Source organism: Sphingomonas sp. GW821-FHT10C01 (assembly GCF_059415525.1).
This window is the reverse complement of sequence record NZ_JBWKNK010000001.1, coordinates 2,031,067-2,050,554: the sequence shown is the minus strand read 5'-3', so window position 1 is coordinate 2,050,554 and position 19,488 is coordinate 2,031,067. Positions and strand designations below refer to the sequence as shown.

Here is a 19,488-nt window from a genome sequence, read left to right as displayed (position 1 = left end):
CATGACCCGCTTCGCAGAACATCCCGACGCCAAGGCGTTCATCCTCCACTGGGGCGAGATGGGAACGCAATGGGGCGTCAATCGCTCCGTGGCGCAGGTTCATGCGCTGCTCTACCTCGCCGATCGCCCGCTCCATGCGGAAGAGATCGTCGATACCCTCGGCCTTGCCCGCTCCAACGTCTCGACCGCGCTCAAGGAGCTTCAGGGCTACGGCATCGTCCGCCGCGTCCATGTCGAAGGCGACCGCCGCGACCATTTCGTCGCTGAGAGCGATTTGTGGGAGATGCTCATGCGCATCGTCGCCGAGCGCAAGCGGCGTGAGGTCGATCCGACGATCCAGCTGCTCGGCGAACTCGCCGCGCGCCTCGCGGCCGACGAAACGGCACCGCCGCAGGTACGCGAGCGCGTCGGCCGGATGCACGAATTCATCGGCACGCTTGGCGGCTGGTACGACCAGGTCCGCGTGCTGCCCAAACCCACGCTCGTCACCCTCATGAAGCTTGGCGGCAAGGTCGCCCGCTTCATACCCGGTTCCCGCAACAAGGAGTGATCCAGCCCCGCGCCCCACGCCCCAATCTCGCACGCCAATCAATTTCTGAAATTACAGAAATATCAGCAAGGGAGAAACACCATGGCCCGCCACCACCCAGCCAGCGATCCGGCGCTTTGTCACGTCGCGTGGCGCGATCTGGTGGCGATGCGTCCGCGCGATGGCCTTCTCGAGTGTCTCCACCCTGTCCCCTGGCTGATCCTGTCCTTGACCCTTGCCAGCTTCGGTTTGTGGCTGCTCGCCATCCCCGCCACCTTCATGTTCTTCCTCACCGCGCTGCGGCTCAATCATGAGGCGATCCACCACAATCTCGGCTTCGGCCCGCGCGGCCATCGCCGTGTGCTGCACGGCCTCAGCGCGCTCATGCTCGGCTCCAACAGCAGCGTCGCGTTCAACCACCTCCACCACCATGCCAGGATCGGTACCCCCGACGATATCGAGGGCAAGTGCGGCGACATGAAATGGTGGCAGGTGCTGCTCTACGGCCCGCGCTTCCCGGTCGAGACGCACCTATACGGATGGCGCAACGGCGGCCCGCAGCTCCGGCGGCGGATGGCGATCGATCTCGCGCTCAACGCGCTGCTAATCGGCACCGCGCTCGCCAGCCAATGGGCGCCCCTGCACTACCATATTGCCGCAATGCTGGTGGCGCAGTGCCTCACCGCCTTCTTCGCGGTGTGGATCACCCATCACGGCTGTGAGGAGGGCGTCGTCGCCCGCACGCAGCGCGGTCGGCTGCTCAACCGCCTCAGCTACAACATGTTCTTTCACCTCGAGCATCACCTGTTCCCCGCGGTGCCCGTCAGCCGCCTGCCGACCCTCGCCGCCCGCCTCGACGCCGCCGCGCCAAGGCTCGCCGCGCGGATGCGGATGGTTGTGCCAGTGCTCGGCATTGAAAGGCAGGTACGATGACTCGCTTCCACTACCGCCGCGGCGCCGCGCTCGCACTGGTCAGCGCTGGTCCATCCTTCGTGTTGCTGGTGTTTCTTGGCGCACTGCTCCGCGAACCGTTCAGCGCAATTCGCCTCAACGAACTCGGCTCGCTTCTCATCGTCCTCCTGTTTGCGACGATCCCCGGCATGATCATTGCCTTCCTGCCAATCCTGCTCGGCGGGCTGACAATGGCCTATCTCGGTGCCCGCTCAATCGAAGCGCGTCACCCCATCATCTGGGCTGGCGCTGGCGCGATCGTCGGCATGCTGATGGCCTTTCTGTTCGACGCTAGCGCACGATCCGGATTGGTTCTCCCATTCCTGCTGACCGGCGCGATTTGCGCGCTCCTCGTCCGTCACGGCGCACACTGGAACGACGAACACCTTCCTACCCCCGCCAATCTCACCAAGGAGAAGTGAAATGATCGAGACCGTCTATGCGCTCTATCTCGCGATCACGATCGCACTCACGATCTGGGTTGCACGCACGCTCAGTCGCAACGGTATCGTGTTCCTGATGCAATGCTTCGGCCAGAACGAGACGCTGGCACAGTCCACCAACCATTTGCTCGTCGTCGGCTTCTACCTGATCAACCTCGGCTTCATCACGCTGACGCTGAGCCTGGGCAACGAGCCGGCGACGATCCCCGACGCGATCCGGTTCCTCAGCGCCAAGGTCGGCCTTGCCGTTATCGTGCTGGGCGCGATGCACTTCTTCAATATGGGTGCGATCGCAAAGTTCGGGCGCAAGGTGAATGACTGGCTGAACAGCACGGCTCGCCCTGCCACCGCATGAAACGTCATCGGAGCGCCGCAAGCGGCGCTCCGACACCCCTGCTATCGTGTGCTTTTCTCCAACGACAGCGTCTGAACTACGCCCCAGGCGATCAGCGCCTGCGCCGCGAAATAGGTCGGCCAGATCAACAGACCAGGCACCGCCGATTCCTTGAACACGCCGAAGCGCGAGAAGATCAGCAGGTCCGAAATCACGAACAACACAGCACCGATCCCTACGCGGTAGCGCGGAAAACGGCTCGTCCATGCGGTCGCCGCCATGACGCCTAGAAACGCGGCATAGGTACCCACCGACAAGGCCTGCCCCGCCGGCGCGGCGAGCAATGCGCTGATCAGGATCGTCGCTGGCGCGAGGAGGTAGCCGAGCAGCTTCTGGCTCGACGACGGGTTCGCCCGGCGGTTGCGCAGGTAGAGCGCGATCGCCACCGCATGCCCGGCCGCGAACGCTGCGCCGCCGATGGTGAAGCCGTGCGTCTCAAGCAGCAGGTCGCCCAACGCGCCAAGCGCCAACGCCCCGGCGATCAGCCAGCCATCGGTGCTCCGCGCCTGGGTCGCCGCCCAGATCGCGAGCAAGGCAACGCCGCTCGTCTTCCACGCCGCCTTCAACGCGCCCGCGTCCGCCAGCCCCCACGCCGTCAGCGAATAACTCGCCCCCGCCAACACCGCTATCCAGAACAGCCCCCGCATGCACTTTCCCTTTTCCTACAGCCCCACCCTTGGCGTAAGGGCTTCAACAGGGGCGTCCGGCACCGCCGGTCGCGTGTCAAGCAGGCGCGAAAAATCCCTGCATATGTGTCAACTTCCCGAGAGAGCCGTGTCAACTTCGCTCCCCCATAAAGTCCATATCATCGGCGGCGGTCTCGCCGGTTCGGAAGCCGCATGGCAGCTCGCCAATGCCGGCATCCGCGTGAAGCTCTCCGAAATGCGCGGGAGTGGCGACATGACGCCCGCGCACCAAACCGATGGCCTTGCCGAGCTGGTCTGTTCGAACAGCTTCCGTTCCGACGATGCCGAACGCAACGCCGTGGGCCTGCTGCATCAGGAGATGCGCGACCTCGGCTCGATCATCATGGCGCAGGGCGATCTCCATAAGGTGCCCGCGGGGTCGGCGCTCGCGGTCGATCGCGACCATTTCTCGGACGGCGTCACCGCCGCGCTCGAAGCCCATCCCAACATCACGATCATCCGCGAGCGCGTGGATCAGCTGCCTGCCGAGGGTCTGACGATCGTTGCCACCGGTCCGCTCACCGCGCCGGGCCTCGCCGACAGCATCGGATCGGCGACCGGCAAGGACAGCCTCGCCTTTTTCGACGCCATCGCCCCGATCGTGCACCATGAGAGCATCGACATGGACGTGGCGTGGATGCAGTCGCGATGGAACAAGGTCGGCCCTGGCGGCACGGGCAAGGACTATATCAACTGCCCGATGACCAAGGACCAGTATCTCGCCTTCCATCAAGGCTTGATCGAAGGCGAGAAAGCCGAGTTCAAGGAATGGGAGAACGTCCCCTATTTCGAGGGCTGCATGCCGGTGGAGGTGATGGCCGAGCGTGGCGTCGACACGCTGCGCTATGGCCCGATGAAAGGCGTGGGACTGGACGACCCGCGCACCGCCTGCGCGGAGTTTCCGAACGGGCGTTGGCCGTATGCCTGTGTGCAGCTGCGCCAAGACAATGCCAATGGCTCGCTGTGGAACATGGTTGGTTTCCAGACCAAGCTGAAGCATGGCGCGCAAGTTGCTTTGTTCCGCACGATCCCGGGTCTCGAGAATGCCGAGTTCGCCCGGCTCGGGGGCCTCCACCGCAACACCTTCATCCGCTCACCCGAGCTGCTCGATCCGACTTTGAGGTTGAAATCGCGCCCGCACATCCGCTTCGCCGGGCAGGTGACCGGGTGCGAGGGTTATGTCGAAAGCTCTGCCATCGGCCTGCTCGCGGGCCGTTTCGCCGCCGCCGAGCTTCTGGGTCGCCCCCTCGCTCCGCCTCCGGTCGAGACCGCGCTGGGCGCTCTGCTCGGTCACATCACCGGTGGCGCGGAGATCGAGACCTATCAGCCGATGAACGTCAATTTCGGCCTCATGCCGCCGATCGAGGGTCGCACCAAAAAGGCCGATCGCAAGCTCATGTACACCGCCCGCGCTCGAGCAGCCTTCGCGGAGTGGATCAAGGCGGCCTGAATTACTCTTCGGCCGCCTCGGCCAGCGCCTTGGCGACCTCGGCCCGGCAATCGCATTGCGGCCGTGCCGGGGTCTTGCGCTTGGGTGCGGTGGTAGCGAACTCCGCGCGGGTCAGTCCGCCCGACTTGTCCTTGTCCGCCTCGGCGAACTTGGTCGAGGTCCGCACCGTCCATTCCTCGAACGACAGCTTGCCGTCGCCATTGGTGTCGAGCTTGGCAAAGGCCTTGCGCCGCGGCTGCTGCAGCTCGGTAAGCGTAACCTGACCGTTCTTGTCCTTGTCACTGCGGTCGAAGCGTTTCTCCTCGCGGCTGCGATCCGCGCGCGGCACATCCGTCGGCGGCGCCTCCTCGCCCGCCGCCTCGGTCTGCGCGGCCTTGGGAGCCGGCGGCACGGGGTCGGGGGTCGCCTTGCTCTGGAACAGGAAGACGCCCGCTCCCGCCATCAACAACGCCGCGATGCCACCCACGAAATAGCGCCACATGCCGACTCTCCCCCCAGCCAGGGGGCTAGCCTACGCCTTCCACAGACGGCAGCAAGACGTCACTTGCCGGTCAGCCGGTGCCATAGCGCCCGCCCCGTCCGTCGCGGCGCTCCAAGCGGCACCCCGGCAAGATCCAGGCGCGCGAGATGCGCCATCGCCCCCAGCGCCCGCCCGTTCCGGCTCCACTTCACCGCGCATGCTTGGGCAAGAGCCTGCTCCGCGATCATTCGTGCAGCCGCTCTTTCGCCCGGGTCACTCAGGCCATCGGCAAGGTCGGCAAGCGCCCAGCCCTCACCCGCAAGCGTCAGCGGATCATCGACCGAAGCTCCCGCAAGCCTGCCCGCCAGCTCGAACAACCGCGCACCACGCTGCGCAAAGGCCTTTAGCCCCGCCGCATCCAGTTCTTCCCGCAACACCGCCTGCCATGCCGTGGCGATCTCCGCCACAGCCGCCCCGGCCACTCCATCTCGGGTCACATCCCGTGCGACCGCTTCCAAAAGCGGTTCGGCAGGCGGGGATGCGTCGTCGAGCTTTGTCAGTGCGTCATACCACCATTGCAGACGGATCTGACCCAGCATCGGCTCAGTCGTGGTGCGCACCGTTTCGGCGAGCTTGTCGTCCAACGCCAGAAGCGCCGCCAGCCCCTGCCCCGCTTTCACGCTCGGCGCGTAGGACAGGATCATTCGCCGTTCCGGTTCCGCAATCATCAGCCTGCTCCGCCCCGGATTGAGGCTATACCTTTCATTAACCATGCGCTTTCAGCCGACGTTAGCTGCACTTGCGCCATAGGCCCCGGTGGAACGGGGTAAGGCGTGCCGATGAACATGCGAGCAGGGGTCGCGAAAAGCGCCCGCACTTGGTTGACATCCCTTGCCCGCGACAAGCGGGGCAACGTGCTCGCGATCGTCGCGGCATCGATCATCCCGCTTGCGGGCATGGTGGGTGGCGGCGTGGACATCAGCCGCATGTACATCGTCAAGACGCGCCTGCAACATGCGTGTGACGCCGGCGCGCTCGCCGGTCGCAAGCAGATGGGCGGCGGCACCTGGTCGTTCAACAGCAACGCGGCTCAAGGGGCCGCGAACCGCTTCTTCGACGCGAACATCCAGGCCAGCCCTTACGGCGCCTCCTCGGTCACGCGCGCCTTCACGGAAAGCGCGGGGAAAGTCAGCGGCGCCGCGTCGGCGGTCGTTCCGATGACCATCATGCGCGTATTCGGCAGGACCACCGAAACACTGAACGTCACCTGCGACGCCGAGATGCGGCTTCCCAACACCGATGTGATGTTCGTGCTGGATACAACCGGATCGATGGATTCAAAGGCGGTCAGCAGCGACAGCCAGACCAAGATCGAAGCGCTCAGGTCCGCGGTGAAGTGCTTCTACGAGATCGTCGCCCGCCTCGATACGGCTGAAGTCTGCGCGACGGGGACTCCGTCGGGCGGTACCGGCAACACCGTGCAGATCCGCTTCGGCTTCGTGCCCTATGCCACCAACGTGAACGTCGGAAAGCTGCTCAAGACCGAATGGCTCGCCGACAACTGGTCGTATCAGACCCGTCAAGCGCGGTTCGTCGACAGGGAAGTCACGACCTGGACCGACGGCCCGGAGAACCAGACCAGTAGCGGCTGGGATCGAAGCAACAGCGGAAGCTGGGGCAGCATCAGCAGTGCAACCATCTACGTCGGCAGCCAGGCCGAGTGCCAGGCGTCGGTTCCGGCGAATGAATTGCGCTGGACCGATGGTTCGGAAGGCGGTCGCGTCAACGAACAGACCACTGGAACCAATCCGCGCACCACCACCTGGTACACCCGACAGACCGCCAACTGGTATGAATATCGCTACCGGGATTTTCAGTCCTCGGACGGTCGTTGCCGCTTCGAACGACGGAGCGCCAGCGGCAGTTTGCTACGCTACTACAGCCAGACCTCGACCGGAACGACGACCACTCAGTCGGTGTTTGACAGGTACAATTACGACAAGATCAGCCTTAACGTCAGCGGATTGAAGAACGGCACCGGCTGGAACAGCTCGGTCAACCTTCCGATCGGCAATCAGGGCGCGAATGTCAGCGTTACCTGGGACGGCTGCATCGAGGAGCGCCAGACCGTCTGGCAGGCCAACTATGCGCCGATCCCCGCCGGCGCCAAGGATCTGGATATCGATTCCGCCCCGACGTCGGGCGATCCGACGACGCAATGGGGGCCGGCGCTGCGCAGCGCGATCTTTGCGCGCGATGTGACCTCGGACTGGAACCAGCTCAAGTACAGCGCGACCCTGTCGGCTTCGAACTTCTACAACAGCGTCCCCTATTATTGCCCCCAGGAAGCGAGGAAGCTTCAGCCGTGGCCGACGGCGTCGACCTTCGAAACCTATGTGAACAGCCTGTCGCCTGACGGGAACACCTATCACGATATCGGCCTGCTCTGGGGTGCGCGGCTGATCTCGCCGACCGGCATCTTCGGCACAGAGAATGCGTTCACGCCGCAGGGCGGTGAGATCGAGCGCCACCTGATCTTCATGACCGACGGTGAGGCCTGCACCAACACCACCGACTATGCCGCCTATGGGCTTCCCTGGCTCGACCGGCGCACGACCGATCCCAGCCAGGCCCCGTCCAGCGGCTGCCTTACCACAGGCACCATCACGCAACAGGTCAACGCCCGAACCCAGGCGATCTGCACTGCGGTCAAGAACAAGAACATCACCTTGTGGGTGATCTGGTTCGGCGCGTCCAACTCGACGATTGAGGGAATGATGACCACGTGCGCCACGCCTGGCCGGTTCTTCGCAGCCCGAAACGCGACCGATCTCCAGAACACGTTCAAGTCGATCGCCGACCAGATCTCCCAGTTGCGGCTTACCAGATGACCCGGCGATTCTCCCTCCGCCGTGTCGTGCCCGGCGCGCTTCTGCGCGACGAGACGGGTGTCACTGTCATCGAATTCGCGATCGTGGCACCCGTACTGGGCATTCTGCTGCTAGGCGCGTTCGACGTGGGTCACACGCTCTATACACGTGCGGCGCTCGAAGGCATCGTGCAGAAGACCGCGCGGGACTCCGCACTTGAAAGCGGCGCCGGCAGCAGCGCACAGAACGCGCTAGACGAAAAAGTGCGCGGTCAGGTCAGGGCTCTCGCGAACAACGCCACCGTGAGCTTCAGCAGGCGCTTCTACCGCACCTTCACCCAGGCTGCGGCCGCGCGCGCGGAAACCTGGACCGACACGAACGGTAACGGCACCTGCGACGGCAGCGAACCCTATGAGGACGCCAACCGCAACAACAACTGGGACGCTGACGGCGGTGACGAAGGTCAGGGCGGCGCAAAGGATGCCACGCTGTACACGGTAAGCGTGTCCTATCCCCGCATGTTCCCCTTCTACAATGTGGCTGGCGGATCGCGGACGACCCAGATCACCGCGTCCACAATCCTGCGCAACCAGCCCTATGCGGATCAAGGCGCCTATGCTGCGCCACAGATTCGCAACTGCCCGGCCGCCATCGAATCTTCACCTACCCCTGTGTCGACAGGAACCCCTACTCCCACCCCGACACCGACTCCCACGCCTTCATCGTCGCCAACCCCTGCGCCGAGCGATCCCTGTGGGGTGCGCTTGCTGGGCATCTGCCTGCTGTGAGGACCGCCGCTCACCTTTTGGCGCTCAGGGCGAGCGCACGCCGGCTCATCGCCGATCGCGGCGGGCTGGCGCTTATCGAATTCGCCTTTTCGCTTCCGCTGGTGCTGACGCTCAGCCTCGTCGGGGCCGAAATGACGAACTACATCATCGCCCGCATGCGTATCAGCCAGATATCGCTACATCTCGCCGACAATGCGGCGCGGATCGGTTCGGGCAGTCAGCTTCAGGCCAAGACGATCAACGAAGCGGACATTAACGACCTGCTGACCGGCGCCGGCCTGCAGGCGGACGAACTCGAACTCTACAACCGTGGCCGGGTGATCCTCTCCAGTCTTGAGCCGGATCCCGCCAACAGCGGAAAATTCCGCATCCGCTGGCAACGCTGCCGCGGCGCGAAGACGACGCAAGTCTCATCCTACGGCAATGCCGGCGCAGTCAACCTGAACGGGATGGGCAAGACCGGGCGCTTGGCGACCGCGCCAGCGGACGGCGTGACGATGTATGTCGAGGTGTATTACGAATACCGCCCGCTGTTCAGCGCCGGGTTCGCGCCATCCACCAACTTCCGCGAAGAAGCATCAATGATGGTTCGCGATCGTCGCGACACGACCGGCGGCAGCAACGGCGTCTATCAGGTCAACGGCGTTGGCGCTTCGACTTGCTGATCCCGCGCCCCCTCTCCCTTCAGGAGAGGGGGGTGGGCAAGCAAGTCAGCGGTAGGCCACCTTCTTGACGCCCGCGACCACCTTGTCCGCGGTGATCAGCGCCAGCTTCTCGAGATTCGCGGCATAAGGCAGCGGCACGTCCTCATTGGTGACGCGCACGACCGGTGCATCGAGGTCATCGAAGCCCTGTTCCATCGCGATCGCCACGATCTCCGATGAGATCGAGCAGACCGGCCAGCCTTCCTCGACCACGACCATGCGGTTGGTCTTCTTGAGGCTCTCCAGCACCGTCGCCGTGTCGAGCGGGCGCAGCGTGCGCAGGTCGATGACCTCCGCGTCGATCCCCTCGCCCGCCAGCGTCTCGGCGGCTTCGAGCGCGACGCCGACACCGATCGAGTAGCTGACGATCGTCACGTCCTTGCCCGGGCGAACGATGCGGGCCTTGCCGATCGGAAGAACCCAATCGTCGAGCTTCGGCACGTCGAAGCTGCGGCCATACATCAGCTCATTCTCGAGGAAGACCACCGGGTCTTCGCTGCGGATCGCCGCCTTGAGCAGGCCCTTGGCATCCGCCGCGTCATAGGGCGCGATCACGATCAGGCCAGGCACGCTTGCATACCACGGGCCGAAATTCTGCGAGTGCTGCGCCGCGACGCGGCTGGCCGCGCCGTTGGGACCGCGGAATACGATCGGGCAGCGCATCTGGCCGCCGGACATATAGTTGGTCTTCGCCGCCGAGTTGATGATGTGGTCAATCGCCTGCAGAGCGAAGTTGAACGTCATGAACTCGATAATCGGCTTGAGGCCGCCCATCGCCGCGCCGCTGCCGACACCGGCAAAGCCATATTCCGTGATCGGTGTGTCGATCACGCGCTTGCCGCCGAACTCGTCGAGCAGGCCCTGAGTGACCTTGTACGCGCCCTGATATTCGGCGACTTCCTCGCCCATCACGAACACGCGCGGGTCCGCCCGCATTTCCTCGGCCATCGCGTCGCGCAGCGCTTCGCGGACGGTGGTCTTCACCATCTCGGTGCCGGCAGGCACTTCGGGATCGGCCACGGTCGCCGCCTTGTCGCTGGCGAGCTGCTTGGTGCCGCTGTCGGCCTTTTTCGGACCGCCATCCTCGCCCGGAGCGGGTTCGGAAGCCCTGGGGGCTTCGACCGGCGCGGCAGCAGGCGCCGGAGTCGAGGCGTCCTCACCCTCTCCCGCGATCGTCGCGATCACGGTGCCGACCTTCACATTGTCGGTGCCTTCAGCGACCAGAATCGACGCGATCGTGCCCTCATCGACGGCTTCGAATTCCATCGTCGCCTTGTCGGTCTCGATCTCGGCGAGGATGTCGCCAGACTTCACGGTGTCGCCTTCCTTGACCAGCCACTTGGCGAGGGTGCCCTCTTCCATCGTGGGCGACAGCGCCGGCATCTTGAGCTCAATCGCCATCTCAGTAGGTCCCCACCAGAACGTCGGTATACAATTCGGCCGGATCGGGCTCCGGCGTCTGCTCGGCAAAGTCGGCGGATTCGTTCACCGCCTTGCGGATCTCGGCCTCAATCGCCTTCAGCTCGTCTTCCTTGACGCCCGCAGCTTCGAGTTCCTTCTTCAGCCCCTCGATCGGGTCGCTGTTGTCGCGCACCGACTGAACCTCGTCGCGCGAACGGTATTTGGCGGGATCCGACATCGAGTGGCCGCGATAGCGATAGGTCTTCATCTCGAGGATGATCGGCCCCTTGCCCGCGCGCACCCAGGCCAGCGCCTCTTCGGCCGCGCCGCGGCACGCCAGCACGTCCATGCCGTCGACCTGGATGCCCGGAATGCGCAAGCTCTCGCCGCGGCGATAGAGCTGGTCCTCCGACGAGGCGCGGTTGACGCTGGTGCCCATGGCATACTGGTTGTTCTCGATCACGTAGATGATCGGGAGCTTCCACAGCTCGGCCATGTTGAACGATTCATAGACCTGGCCCTGGTTCGACGCGCCGTCGCCGAAATAGGCCATGGCGACACCGCCATCCTCATTATACTTGTGCGCGAAGGCGAGCCCGGTGCCGAGCGAGACCTGAGCGCCGACGATGCCGTGGCCGCCATAGAACTTCTTCTCGGTCGAGAACATGTGCATCGACCCGCCCTTGCCGCGGCTGATACCCGCGGCACGGCCGGTCAGCTCGGCCATGATTTCCTTGGGATCGATGCCATAGGCGAGCATGTGACCATGGTCGCGATAGCCGGTAATCACCGAGTCCTTGTCGCCGTCCAGCGCCGACTGAAGGCCAACCGCGACCGCTTCCTGGCCAATATAGAGGTGACAGAAGCCGCCGATGAAGCCGAGGCCGTAAAGCTGCCCCGCCTTCTCCTCGAAGCGGCGGATGAGCAGCATCTGGCGATAGAATTCCAGCAATTCCTCTTTCGAGGCCTTGTACCGATCCGGTTCGTTTGGACGTTCACGGTTAGTTACAACTGGTTCTATTTTACGGCTCTTGGCCGGCGCTTTTGCCACGTTGACCCTCATCCTGGGGAGAGATGGAAGCGGCCCTATAGGCCGGTTTTCGACCGGTGCGCAATGATGACGCGCGCGTAAGGCTGCGACTGGGCGCAGCCTTACGGTAACCGGTGTTCAATTGAGCGGGACGATCACTTCGTCGGGGTGGACGACGTTCAGCTTCTTGCGCGTCAATTCGTCCACCATGTCGGGGTCGGCGCCCTTCTGATTGAGCAGGCTGACGCGGTTGCGCAGCTCAGACCGCTCCTTCTCGAGCTTGGCGAGCTCACCCTGTTTGACCGCAAGCTGTCGCTTGTAGTCGCCATAGGTGAGCACCCCGTTCGGACCCAGCACCGCCGAATAGGCGAAGAAGCCCATGAAGATGATCGCGACGGCCGGGAGACCGGCTCGCGTCAGGATCGCCTTGAACGGGGTTGCTCGCGCCATAGTTAATTGTCGCCCAACTCGAATCCGCGATCAAGCCCGCAAAATCGAGCGACCGGCATAAACCGCCGCGTCACCCAGTTCCTCCTCGATGCGGATGAGCTGGTTGTACTTGGCAAGCCGGTCCGAACGCGCAAGCGAGCCCGTCTTGATCTGGCCGCAGTTGGTCGCGACCGCGAGATCGGCGATGGTCGCGTCCTCAGTTTCACCCGAACGGTGCGACATGACCGCGGTGTAGGACGATCGCTGCGCCAGACTCACCGCCTCAAGCGTCTCGGTCAGCGTCCCGATCTGGTTGACCTTGACCAGGAGTGAATTGGCATAGCCGCCGTCGATACCGCGCTTCAGGCGCTTGGGATTGGTCACGAACAGATCGTCGCCGACCAGCTGGACCTTGCTGCCAAGCTTGTCGGTCAACAGCTTCCAGCCATCCCAATCGTCTTCAGCCATGCCGTCCTCGATCGAGAAGATCGGATACTTGGCGCACAGCCCGGCGAGGAAATCGGCGTTCTCGGCCGAGGAGAAGGTCTTGCCCTCACCCACCATCTTGTAGGCGCCGTCGCGATAATATTCGGTGGCGGCGCAATCGAGCGCCAGCATGACATTGTCGCCCGGCGTGTAACCCGCCGCCTCGATGCTCGACATGATGAAGTCGAGCGCGTCGGTGGTCGACGCGATGTTCGGGGCGAAGCCACCTTCGTCGCCCACGCCGGTCGCGAGACCCTTGTCATGTAGCTTCTTCTTGAGCGTGTGGAAGATCTCGGCGCCGCAACGGACCGCCTCGGCAATGCTGTCCGCGCCGACGGGAACGATCATGAACTCCTGGAAGTCGATCGGGTTGTCGGCATGTTCGCCGCCGTTGATGATATTCATCATCGGGACCGGCAGGACATGCGCCGAAACGCCACCGACATAGCGATAGAGCGGCAGGCCGCGCGCATCCGCCGCCGCCTTGGCAACCGCGAGGCTGACGCCCAGGATCGCGTTGGCGCCCAGACGCCCCTTGTTCTCGGTGCCGTCGAGCTCGATCATCGCATGGTCGATATCGGCCTGATCCTCGGCGTCGAGACCGACGATCTCTTCGGCGATCTCGCCGTTCACGCCCTCGATCGCCTCGAGGACGCCTTTGCCGAGATAGACGCTCTTGTCGCCGTCGCGCTTCTCGACCGCCTCATGCGCGCCGGTCGAGGCGCCCGAGGGGACTGCTGCGCGGCCGAAGCTGCCGTCCTCCAGCAACACGTCGACCTCCACCGTGGGATTGCCGCGGCTGTCAAGAATCTGGCGCGCATGGATGTCGATGATTGCGGTCACGAAATGGTCTCCCTACCTTGGGGGCTGACAGTGTCGCGCGGGCCTCTATCCCGTTCGGCGCCGCCGGGCAAATCATGTAACGGATGGAACCGTCCGTCCGCGCCGTGGTTGATCCGGGGACTCTAGTGGAAGGGATTTTGCGCGATGGCTGACGGGACGAACTCGACCGACGAAGGCGGCACGCTGGTCGCCGCCGAAGCCAAGCGCGGGGCTGCGGACAAGGTACGTGAAGAGGCTGGTAAGCTGGCTGGTCAGGCTGGCGACAAGGCACGCGCCTTTGCCGACACCGGCAAGGAGAAGGCAAGCGGCGCGCTCGACGGATTCTCGGACCTGATGCGCGACGCCGCCGGATCGGTCGATGAGAAGCTTGGCGAGCAATATGGCCAGTACGCCCGCTCCGCCGCCGACCAGATTTCGGGCATCGCCGAATCGCTGCGCGGCAAGCAGGTCGACGAGCTGATCGACGATGCGCGCGAATTCGTGAAAAAGAGCCCGGCGGTCGCGGTCGGCATCGCCGCCGGCGTCGGCTTCGTGCTCGCACGACTGCTCAAGTCCGGCCTCGACGCCGCCGGCGACCTTGCGGACAAGGGCGCCCCGGACAACGCCGGCTCCGGCAAGCCCAAAGTCTGATCGCCGGTTCCGGGGGGTCAGGTGGACGAACGTCACGAGCCGGATGAGGAAGAAGGCATCGGCGCGCTGATCGCGCGCGCGGTCGGCGACGGCCGCGCCTATGCCGAAGCGGAGATCGCATACTGGCGCGCGCTGGCGCTCGATCGGCTTGCCGATGCGCGCGCCGCCGCGATCTTCGGGGCCGCCGTGCTGCTGCTGGCACAAGGCGCGGCGATCGCGCTGATCGTCGGTTTCGTAATGATCCTCACGCCCTATGTCGGCCCCGGCCTTGCCACGCTGGTCGTCGTGTTGGTCGCGGCGGGAGCGGCAGCGCTATTCGCCCGCGCCGCGATCCGCCGCTTCCGTCGCGCCACCCGCCCCAAGGACGCGCCATGAGCGACGACCAGCTTCCGGTCTCGCTGCTTGAGGCCCGCGCACGTACGCAGAGTGCGCGCCAGCGGCTGCTGGGCACGCTCGACGAGATGCAGGGCCGACTCAACCCGGTGACGCTGGCCCAGGATGCGGTCGAGAATGTCGCGGGCCGGCTGGTGCGCGACAGCGTTCAGGCGGTCCGTGCCCGACCCAAGGCGATCGCCGCCGCCGCGGGCCTCGCCGTGCTGTTCATGGCGCGCAAACCGCTGGTGAAACTGCTGTGGTCCGGGACCAAGCGTGCAACCGCGGCGGGCGCGAAGAGTTTGAAACGATCGAAGAGAGGACCGAGTAGATGACCGAGAGCAACGGAGCTTCGAGCCGCCGTCAGCGCACGAGCGACAAGATCGAAAACAACCCGCTGGCGCTGGTCGCGGGCGGTGTGGCGCTGGGCGTCGTGATCGGCGCGCTGCTGCCGCGCCTGAACAAGGAGAAGGAACTGCTCGCCCCGGTCGGCAAGCGCATCGCCGAAGGCGCCAGCGCCGCCGCCGCCGCCGCGCGCGATGTCGGCAAGGCCGAGATCGACGCCCTGCTACCCCAACGCGACGTCGCGAAGGACCAGATCGGCAAGATCATCGGCAACGCCTTCACCGCGGCCAAGGACGCGGCGACCGCGAAGACCGACGCCTGACGGCTTTGTCCGAACCCCACTTGAGTGCGGTGCGAGGTGCACGCTAAGGCGACCGGGATAGCCAATCCCCAGGAGTTTCCATGAGCAAGCTGCACCTCGTCTTCGGCGGTCGCGTGAGCGATCCGATGACGCTCGATTTCCAGGATCCGACCAAGCTCGACGTCGTCGGCATCTTCCCCGACTATGCCAGCGCCGAAAAGGCATGGCGCGGCGCCGCGCAGCGCACGGTCGACGATGCCGAGATGAAATATGTGGTGGTGCATCTGCACCGCCTGATGGAGCCGGATCAGGCCTGAGCCCGCCGAAGCGTTACCCCGGCCTTGTGCCGGGGTCCACCGCGCGGCGAACGATGCCCGTCAGGCTCCAGCGCAGTCCGCGCGGCACCGTGGATCCCGGCACAAGGCCGGGATGACGATGGGTGGGGCCGGGATGACCGGGTGAAGAACGGCCCTTGGCCGCCCCCTTAGATGAACTCGATCTTGTTGACCTCGTACCAGCGGTCGCCCGCGGGGACGGTCACTTCGACCTCGTCACCCACGCTCTTGCCGATCAGCGCGCGGCCGATCGGCGAATTGTAGCTGATCCGACCGGTCTTCACGTCCGCTTCGGCGAGACCGACGATCTGGTAGCGGATCGACTTGTCGTCCTCATCCAGCAGCGTCACCGTGGCGCCGAACACGATCTTGTCGCCCGAAAGCTCCCTCGGATCGATGATCTGGGCGCGCGACAGCTTGTCCTCGATGTCGGCGATGGTCGCCTCATTCTGGCCCTGCTGCTCCTTGGCGGCGTGATATTCGGCGTTTTCCGAAAGATCGCCATGCGCGCGCGCTTCCTCGATCGCATCCACGATCAGGGGCCGTTCGGCTTTGAGGCGCTTCAGTTCCGTCGAGAGCTTCTCATAACCCTCCTGGAGCATCGGCATCTTTTCGACCGTCGCCATCACATTTCGTCCTTCGTCAAAACCCCTTTCCCCGGCGCGCCAGAATTGGCTCGCCCGCACCCTAACCTTCGTTGTGGGGGATCAATTGTGCGATTGCGAATAGTAGGACTGCAACGGGCGGACTTCAAGGGACTGGACCGCAAGTGCAGCAATTGCCCGCGCCGCCGCCACGCTCGCCGGAGCGGTCGTGAAGTACGGAATCTTCAGCGACAGCGCCGAAGCGCGGATCGATTCGCTGTCCTTGAGCGATTGCCAGCCTTCAGTGGTGTTGAAGATCAGGGCGATGTCGCCGTCGACGATGCGATCGACGATATGCGGACGCCCCTGCGCCACCTTGTTGACGCGCTCCACCGGCACGCCATTGGCCTCCAGATAGTCCGCCGTGCCGCCGGTCGCGACGATGGAAAAGCCCTGTTCGACCAGGATGCGAACGCCCGGAAGCACCACCGGCTTGTCGCCGTCCTTGACGCTCACGAACACCCGGCCCTCACGCGGCAGGGTCATGCCGGCGCCGAGCTGCGACTTGGCGAAGGCCATCGGGAAATCACTATCGATCCCCATCACTTCGCCCGTGGACTTCATCTCCGGTGACAAGACCGGATCGACGCCCGGGAACTTGTTGAACGGGAACACAGCTTCCTTGACCGCGACATAGTCGATGTCGCGATCGATCTTCGGCAGATCCTTGAGCTTCTCGCCCGCCATCACCCGGCTCGCGATCTTCGCGATGGGCGCGCCGATCGCCTTGGCGACGAACGGCACGGTGCGCGAGGCGCGCGGATTGACCTCGATCAGATAGACTTCGCCGTCCTTGACCGCGAACTGGATGTTCATCAGCCCCTTGACGCTGAGCCCACGCGCCAGCGCCTCGGTCTGGCGCTCGATCTCGGCGATGATCTCCGCCGAGAGCGAGTAAGGCGGGATCGAGCAGGCGCTGTCGCCCGAATGGACACCGGCTTCCTCGATATGCTGGAGCACGCCCGCGACAACGACATCGTCGCCGTCGGCGATCGCGTCCACATCCACCTCGACCGCGTCGCGCAGATACTGGTCGATCAGCACGGGCGCATCGCCCGACACCTGAACCGCGGTCTGGATATAGTGATCAAGCTGCTCGACCGTATCGACGATCTCCATCGCGCGGCCGCCGAGCACATAGGACGGGCGCGTCAGCACCGGGTAACCGATGCGCTCGGCCACCGCGATCGCCTCTTCGCGGCTGCGCGCGATGCCGTTGGCGGGCTGCTTGAGACCGAGCTTCGACACCAGGTCGGCGAAGCGCTCACGGTCCTCAGCGAGGTCGATCGCATCCGGCGAGGTGCCGAGGATCGGAATCCCCGCCGCCTCGAGCGAACGCGCCAGGTTGAGCGGGGTCTGCCCGCCGAACTGGACGATCACGCCGAGCAATTCGCCCTTCGACTGTTCGACGTGCAGGATTTCCAGCACGTCCTCAGCCGTCAGCGGCTCGAAATAGAGGCGGTCCGACGTGTCATAGTCGGTGCTGACCGTTTCCGGGTTGCAGTTGACCATGATCGTCTCAAAACCCGCGTCCGACAGCGCGAAGCATGCGTGGCAGCAGCAATAGTCGAACTCGATCCCCTGCCCGATCCGGTTGGGACCGCCGCCCAGGATCACGATCTTCTTGCGATCCGAAACCTGGCTCTCGCACTCGGGTTCGCCGAAACTCGGCGCCTCGTACGTCGAGTACATGTACGGCGTCTTCGCGTCGAACTCGGCCGCGCAGGTGTCGATCCGCTTGAACACGGGACGCACGCCGAGCTTGTGGCGGTGCGCACGCACGTCCGCCTCGGTCACGCCGCCGGTCATCGCCTTGACGACTTCGCCGATCAGCCCCGACGACCGCGCCATCGCGCCCGCGCCTTCGCGCAGATTGGCCGATTGAAGCGCCAGCCAGGCGAGGCGTTTGTCGGAAAAGCCCATCGACTTGAGCTTGCGCATCCCCGCCGCGTCCTGCGGCAGGCCGTTGGTCGCGACCCCAGTCTCGGCACGGACGATTTCGGCCATCCGCTCGAGGAACCACGGGTCGTACTTCGTCAGCGCATGCACCTCGGCGACGGTGAAGCCCTCACGCAGCGCCTGTGCCGCGATCAGCAGCCGGTCGGGCGAACGGATCGCCAGTGCCGCCTCGATCTCGTCGCGCGGCGCACCGGCCAGCGCATCGACATTGTTGAAGCCGCTGAGGCCGGTTTCGAGACCACGCAGCGCCTTCTGCATCGATTCATGGATGTTGCGGCCGATCGCCATCACTTCGCCGACCGACTTCATCGCGGTGCCCAGCGTCGCTTCGGCGCCCTTGAACTTCTCGAACGCGAAGCGCGGGATCTTGGTGACGACGTAATCGATCGTCGGCTCGAAGCTCGCCGGGGTCGCGCCGGTGATGTCGTTCTCGATCTCGTCGAGCGTGTAGCCCACCGCGAGCTTGGCCGCGACCTTGGCGATCGGGAAGCCGGTCGCCTTCGACGCCAGCGCCGAGGAGCGCGACACGCGCGGATTCATCTCGATGACGATCAGGCGGCCGTCCTTCGGATTCACCGCGAACTGCACGTTCGAACCGCCCGTTTCGACGCCGATTTCCCGGAGCACCGCGATCGATGCATTGCGCATGATCTGGTATTCCTTGTCGGTCAGCGTCAGCGCCGGCGCGACGGTGATCGAATCCCCGGTGTGCGTGCCCATCGCATCGATATTCTCGATCGAGCAGATGATGATGGCGTTGTCGTTGCGATCCCGCACGACCTCCATCTCATATTCCTTCCAGCCGAGGAGCGATTCCTCGATCAGAACCTCGGTCGTCGGCGACAGGTCGAGGCCGCTGCGGACGATGGTGAGGAATTCCTCGCGGTTATAGGCGATACCGCCGCCCGAACCGCCCATGGTGAAGCTGGGACGGATGATAGCGGGCAGGCCGACCTTCTCCAGCCCCTCCAGCGCCTCGGCTTCGGAATGGGCGATCGCCGAGCGGGCCGATTCCAGCCCGATCTTGGTCATCGCGTCCTTGAACTTCAGGCGATCCTCGGCCTTGTCGATCGCTTCGGCGTCGGCGCCGATCATGATGCAGCCGAATTTTTCGAGCGTCCCGTCATTGGCGAGCGCCAGCGCGGTGTTGAGCGCGGTCTGGCCGCCCATCGTCGGCAGGACGGCGTCGGGCCGCTCCTTCTCGATGATCTTGGCGACCACCGCCGGCGTGATCGGCTCCACGTAAGTGGCGTCGGCCAGTTCGGGATCGGTCATGATCGTCGCCGGGTTCGAATTGACCAGGACGATGCGATAGCCCTCTTCCTTGAGCGCCTTGATCGCCTGCGTGCCCGAATAGTCGAACTCGCATGCCTGCCCGATCACGATGGGACCGGCGCCGATGACGAGAATGGAGGAGATGTCGGTGCGTTTGGGCATT

The 19,488-nt window shown here is 64.6% G+C and carries 22 protein-coding genes; 13 read left to right on the top strand and 9 right to left on the bottom strand.

Annotated elements, in window-relative coordinates; all coding sequences use genetic code 11:
* Window position 1 precedes the first annotated feature (1 nt).
* From AC07M1_RS09940 to AC07M1_RS09925, 4 genes are all read left to right on the top strand, one after another.
* Window positions 2–550 carry a GbsR/MarR family transcriptional regulator gene (locus tag AC07M1_RS09940; protein ID WP_495162382.1) on the top strand — a complete coding sequence of 183 codons (549 nt, stop codon included), beginning with the start codon at window positions 2–4 and terminating at the stop codon, window positions 548–550.
* Window positions 551–631: 81 nt separating this feature from the next.
* Window positions 632–1,462, top strand: a complete 831-nt coding sequence (locus AC07M1_RS09935) for a fatty acid desaturase (protein ID WP_495162381.1) — start codon at window positions 632–634, stop codon at window positions 1,460–1,462.
* Window positions 1,459–1,902, top strand: coding sequence for a hypothetical protein (locus AC07M1_RS09930; RefSeq protein ID WP_495162380.1), 444 nt, complete (start codon window positions 1,459–1,461; stop codon window positions 1,900–1,902). Before AC07M1_RS09935 ends, AC07M1_RS09930 begins: the two co-directional genes overlap by 4 nt.
* A gap of 1 nt (window position 1,903) precedes the next feature.
* On the top strand, window positions 1,904–2,278 hold the full coding sequence (locus AC07M1_RS09925) for a hypothetical protein (RefSeq protein ID WP_495162379.1): 375 nt from the start codon (window positions 1,904–1,906) through the stop codon (window positions 2,276–2,278).
* Between the two features lie 41 nt (window positions 2,279–2,319).
* Here AC07M1_RS09925 and AC07M1_RS09920 read toward each other — a convergent pair whose 3' ends face one another.
* Window positions 2,320–2,964, bottom strand: a complete 645-nt coding sequence (locus AC07M1_RS09920; protein WP_495162378.1) for a lysoplasmalogenase family protein — start codon at window positions 2,962–2,964, stop codon at window positions 2,320–2,322.
* A gap of 127 nt (window positions 2,965–3,091) precedes the next feature.
* On the opposite strand from AC07M1_RS09920, the gene trmFO reads away from it, so the two are divergent.
* Entirely contained in the window at window positions 3,092–4,453 is a 1,362-nt protein-coding gene (gene trmFO, locus AC07M1_RS09915) for a methylenetetrahydrofolate--tRNA-(uracil(54)-C(5))-methyltransferase (FADH(2)-oxidizing) TrmFO (RefSeq protein WP_495162377.1), read from the top strand.
* Between the two features lies 1 nt (window position 4,454).
* Here trmFO and AC07M1_RS09910 read toward each other — a convergent pair whose 3' ends face one another.
* Together AC07M1_RS09910 and AC07M1_RS09905 are read right to left on the bottom strand one after the other, a co-directional pair.
* Entirely contained in the window at window positions 4,455–4,934 is a 480-nt protein-coding gene (locus AC07M1_RS09910; RefSeq protein ID WP_495162376.1) for an EF-hand domain-containing protein, read from the bottom strand.
* Between the two features lie 59 nt (window positions 4,935–4,993).
* Window positions 4,994–5,641: a squalene/phytoene synthase family protein gene (locus tag AC07M1_RS09905; protein WP_495162375.1), complete on the bottom strand. Its 648-nt coding sequence runs from the start codon at window positions 5,639–5,641 to the stop codon at window positions 4,994–4,996.
* Between the two features lie 153 nt (window positions 5,642–5,794).
* On the opposite strand from AC07M1_RS09905, the gene AC07M1_RS09900 reads away from it, so the two are divergent.
* From AC07M1_RS09900 to AC07M1_RS09890, 3 genes are read left to right on the top strand one after another with little or no spacing between them, the layout of a single operon-like run.
* Window positions 5,795–7,804, top strand: coding sequence for a TadE/TadG family type IV pilus assembly protein (locus AC07M1_RS09900; protein WP_495162374.1), 2,010 nt, complete (start codon window positions 5,795–5,797; stop codon window positions 7,802–7,804).
* On the top strand, window positions 7,801–8,571 hold the full coding sequence (locus AC07M1_RS09895; RefSeq protein WP_495162373.1) for a TadE/TadG family type IV pilus assembly protein: 771 nt from the start codon (window positions 7,801–7,803) through the stop codon (window positions 8,569–8,571). Before AC07M1_RS09900 ends, AC07M1_RS09895 begins: the two co-directional genes overlap by 4 nt.
* Window positions 8,568–9,236 (top strand): TadE/TadG family type IV pilus assembly protein, encoded by a 669-nt coding sequence (locus AC07M1_RS09890; RefSeq protein WP_495162372.1) that lies wholly within the window; start codon window positions 8,568–8,570, stop codon window positions 9,234–9,236. The genes AC07M1_RS09895 and AC07M1_RS09890 overlap by 4 nt, the downstream gene beginning before the upstream one ends.
* 45 nt (window positions 9,237–9,281) lie before the next feature.
* Here AC07M1_RS09890 and AC07M1_RS09885 read toward each other — a convergent pair whose 3' ends face one another.
* The 4 genes from AC07M1_RS09885 to eno form a co-directional block, all read right to left on the bottom strand.
* Complete coding sequence (locus AC07M1_RS09885) at window positions 9,282–10,676, bottom strand: pyruvate dehydrogenase complex E1 component subunit beta (RefSeq protein ID WP_495162371.1); 1,395 nt, start codon at window positions 10,674–10,676, stop codon at window positions 9,282–9,284.
* 1 nt (window position 10,677) lies between these two features.
* A complete protein-coding gene (pdhA, locus tag AC07M1_RS09880; protein ID WP_495162370.1) occupies window positions 10,678–11,739 on the bottom strand; it encodes a pyruvate dehydrogenase (acetyl-transferring) E1 component subunit alpha in 1,062 nt (353 codons plus the stop codon).
* Window positions 11,740–11,844: 105 nt separating this feature from the next.
* Complete coding sequence (locus AC07M1_RS09875; protein WP_495162369.1) at window positions 11,845–12,156, bottom strand: FtsB family cell division protein; 312 nt, start codon at window positions 12,154–12,156, stop codon at window positions 11,845–11,847.
* A 30-nt stretch (window positions 12,157–12,186) separates the two neighbouring features.
* Window positions 12,187–13,464, bottom strand: coding sequence for a phosphopyruvate hydratase (gene eno / locus AC07M1_RS09870; protein ID WP_495162368.1), 1,278 nt, complete (start codon window positions 13,462–13,464; stop codon window positions 12,187–12,189).
* Between the two features lie 144 nt (window positions 13,465–13,608).
* On the opposite strand from eno, the gene AC07M1_RS09865 reads away from it, so the two are divergent.
* The 5 genes from AC07M1_RS09865 to AC07M1_RS09845 all read left to right on the top strand — a co-directional run bounded on the left by AC07M1_RS09865 (window position 13,609) and on the right by AC07M1_RS09845 (window position 15,429).
* Window positions 13,609–14,094, top strand: coding sequence for a hypothetical protein (locus AC07M1_RS09865; RefSeq protein WP_495162367.1), 486 nt, complete (start codon window positions 13,609–13,611; stop codon window positions 14,092–14,094).
* A 21-nt stretch (window positions 14,095–14,115) separates the two neighbouring features.
* Window positions 14,116–14,469 (top strand): phage holin family protein, encoded by a 354-nt coding sequence (locus tag AC07M1_RS09860; protein WP_495162366.1) that lies wholly within the window; start codon window positions 14,116–14,118, stop codon window positions 14,467–14,469.
* Entirely contained in the window at window positions 14,466–14,801 is a 336-nt protein-coding gene (locus AC07M1_RS09855; RefSeq protein ID WP_495162365.1) for a hypothetical protein, read from the top strand. The genes AC07M1_RS09860 and AC07M1_RS09855 overlap by 4 nt, the downstream gene beginning before the upstream one ends.
* The gene (locus AC07M1_RS09850; protein ID WP_495162364.1) at window positions 14,798–15,133 is read left to right on the top strand and encodes a hypothetical protein; all 336 of its coding nucleotides are present in this window, start codon (window positions 14,798–14,800) and stop codon (window positions 15,131–15,133) included. Before AC07M1_RS09855 ends, AC07M1_RS09850 begins: the two co-directional genes overlap by 4 nt.
* Window positions 15,134–15,213: 80 nt before the next feature.
* Window positions 15,214–15,429, top strand: coding sequence for a DUF4170 domain-containing protein (locus AC07M1_RS09845; protein ID WP_495162363.1), 216 nt, complete (start codon window positions 15,214–15,216; stop codon window positions 15,427–15,429).
* A gap of 167 nt (window positions 15,430–15,596) precedes the next feature.
* Here AC07M1_RS09845 and greA read toward each other — a convergent pair whose 3' ends face one another.
* Window positions 15,597–16,073 (bottom strand): transcription elongation factor GreA, encoded by a 477-nt coding sequence (gene greA, locus AC07M1_RS09840; protein ID WP_495162362.1) that lies wholly within the window; start codon window positions 16,071–16,073, stop codon window positions 15,597–15,599.
* Between the two features lie 81 nt (window positions 16,074–16,154).
* Entirely contained in the window at window positions 16,155–19,487 is a 3,333-nt protein-coding gene (gene carB, locus AC07M1_RS09835) for a carbamoyl-phosphate synthase large subunit (protein ID WP_495162361.1), read from the bottom strand.
* Window position 19,488: the final 1 nt, after the last annotated feature.

Coding starts and splice junctions, on each gene's coding strand:
- AC07M1_RS09940 (WP_495162382.1), top strand. CDS start 2: ATGACCCGCTTCGCAGAACATCCCGACGCCAAGGCGTTCATCCTCCAC.
- AC07M1_RS09935 (WP_495162381.1), top strand. CDS start 632: ATGGCCCGCCACCACCCAGCCAGCGATCCGGCGCTTTGTCACGTCGCG.
- AC07M1_RS09930 (WP_495162380.1), top strand. CDS start 1,459: ATGACTCGCTTCCACTACCGCCGCGGCGCCGCGCTCGCACTGGTCAGC.
- AC07M1_RS09925 (WP_495162379.1), top strand. CDS start 1,904: ATGATCGAGACCGTCTATGCGCTCTATCTCGCGATCACGATCGCACTC.
- AC07M1_RS09920 (WP_495162378.1), bottom strand. CDS start 2,964: ATGCGGGGGCTGTTCTGGATAGCGGTGTTGGCGGGGGCGAGTTATTCG.
- AC07M1_RS09910 (WP_495162376.1), bottom strand. CDS start 4,934: ATGTGGCGCTATTTCGTGGGTGGCATCGCGGCGTTGTTGATGGCGGGA.
- AC07M1_RS09905 (WP_495162375.1), bottom strand. CDS start 5,641: ATGATTGCGGAACCGGAACGGCGAATGATCCTGTCCTACGCGCCGAGC.
- AC07M1_RS09895 (WP_495162373.1), top strand. CDS start 7,801: ATGACCCGGCGATTCTCCCTCCGCCGTGTCGTGCCCGGCGCGCTTCTG.
- AC07M1_RS09885 (WP_495162371.1), bottom strand. CDS start 10,676: ATGGCGATTGAGCTCAAGATGCCGGCGCTGTCGCCCACGATGGAAGAG.
- pdhA (WP_495162370.1), bottom strand. CDS start 11,739: ATGAGGGTCAACGTGGCAAAAGCGCCGGCCAAGAGCCGTAAAATAGAA.
- AC07M1_RS09875 (WP_495162369.1), bottom strand. CDS start 12,156: ATGGCGCGAGCAACCCCGTTCAAGGCGATCCTGACGCGAGCCGGTCTC.
- AC07M1_RS09865 (WP_495162367.1), top strand. CDS start 13,609: ATGGCTGACGGGACGAACTCGACCGACGAAGGCGGCACGCTGGTCGCC.
- AC07M1_RS09855 (WP_495162365.1), top strand. CDS start 14,466: ATGAGCGACGACCAGCTTCCGGTCTCGCTGCTTGAGGCCCGCGCACGT.
- AC07M1_RS09850 (WP_495162364.1), top strand. CDS start 14,798: ATGACCGAGAGCAACGGAGCTTCGAGCCGCCGTCAGCGCACGAGCGAC.
- AC07M1_RS09845 (WP_495162363.1), top strand. CDS start 15,214: ATGAGCAAGCTGCACCTCGTCTTCGGCGGTCGCGTGAGCGATCCGATG.
- greA (WP_495162362.1), bottom strand. CDS start 16,073: ATGGCGACGGTCGAAAAGATGCCGATGCTCCAGGAGGGTTATGAGAAG.
- carB (WP_495162361.1), bottom strand. CDS start 19,487: ATGCCCAAACGCACCGACATCTCCTCCATTCTCGTCATCGGCGCCGGT.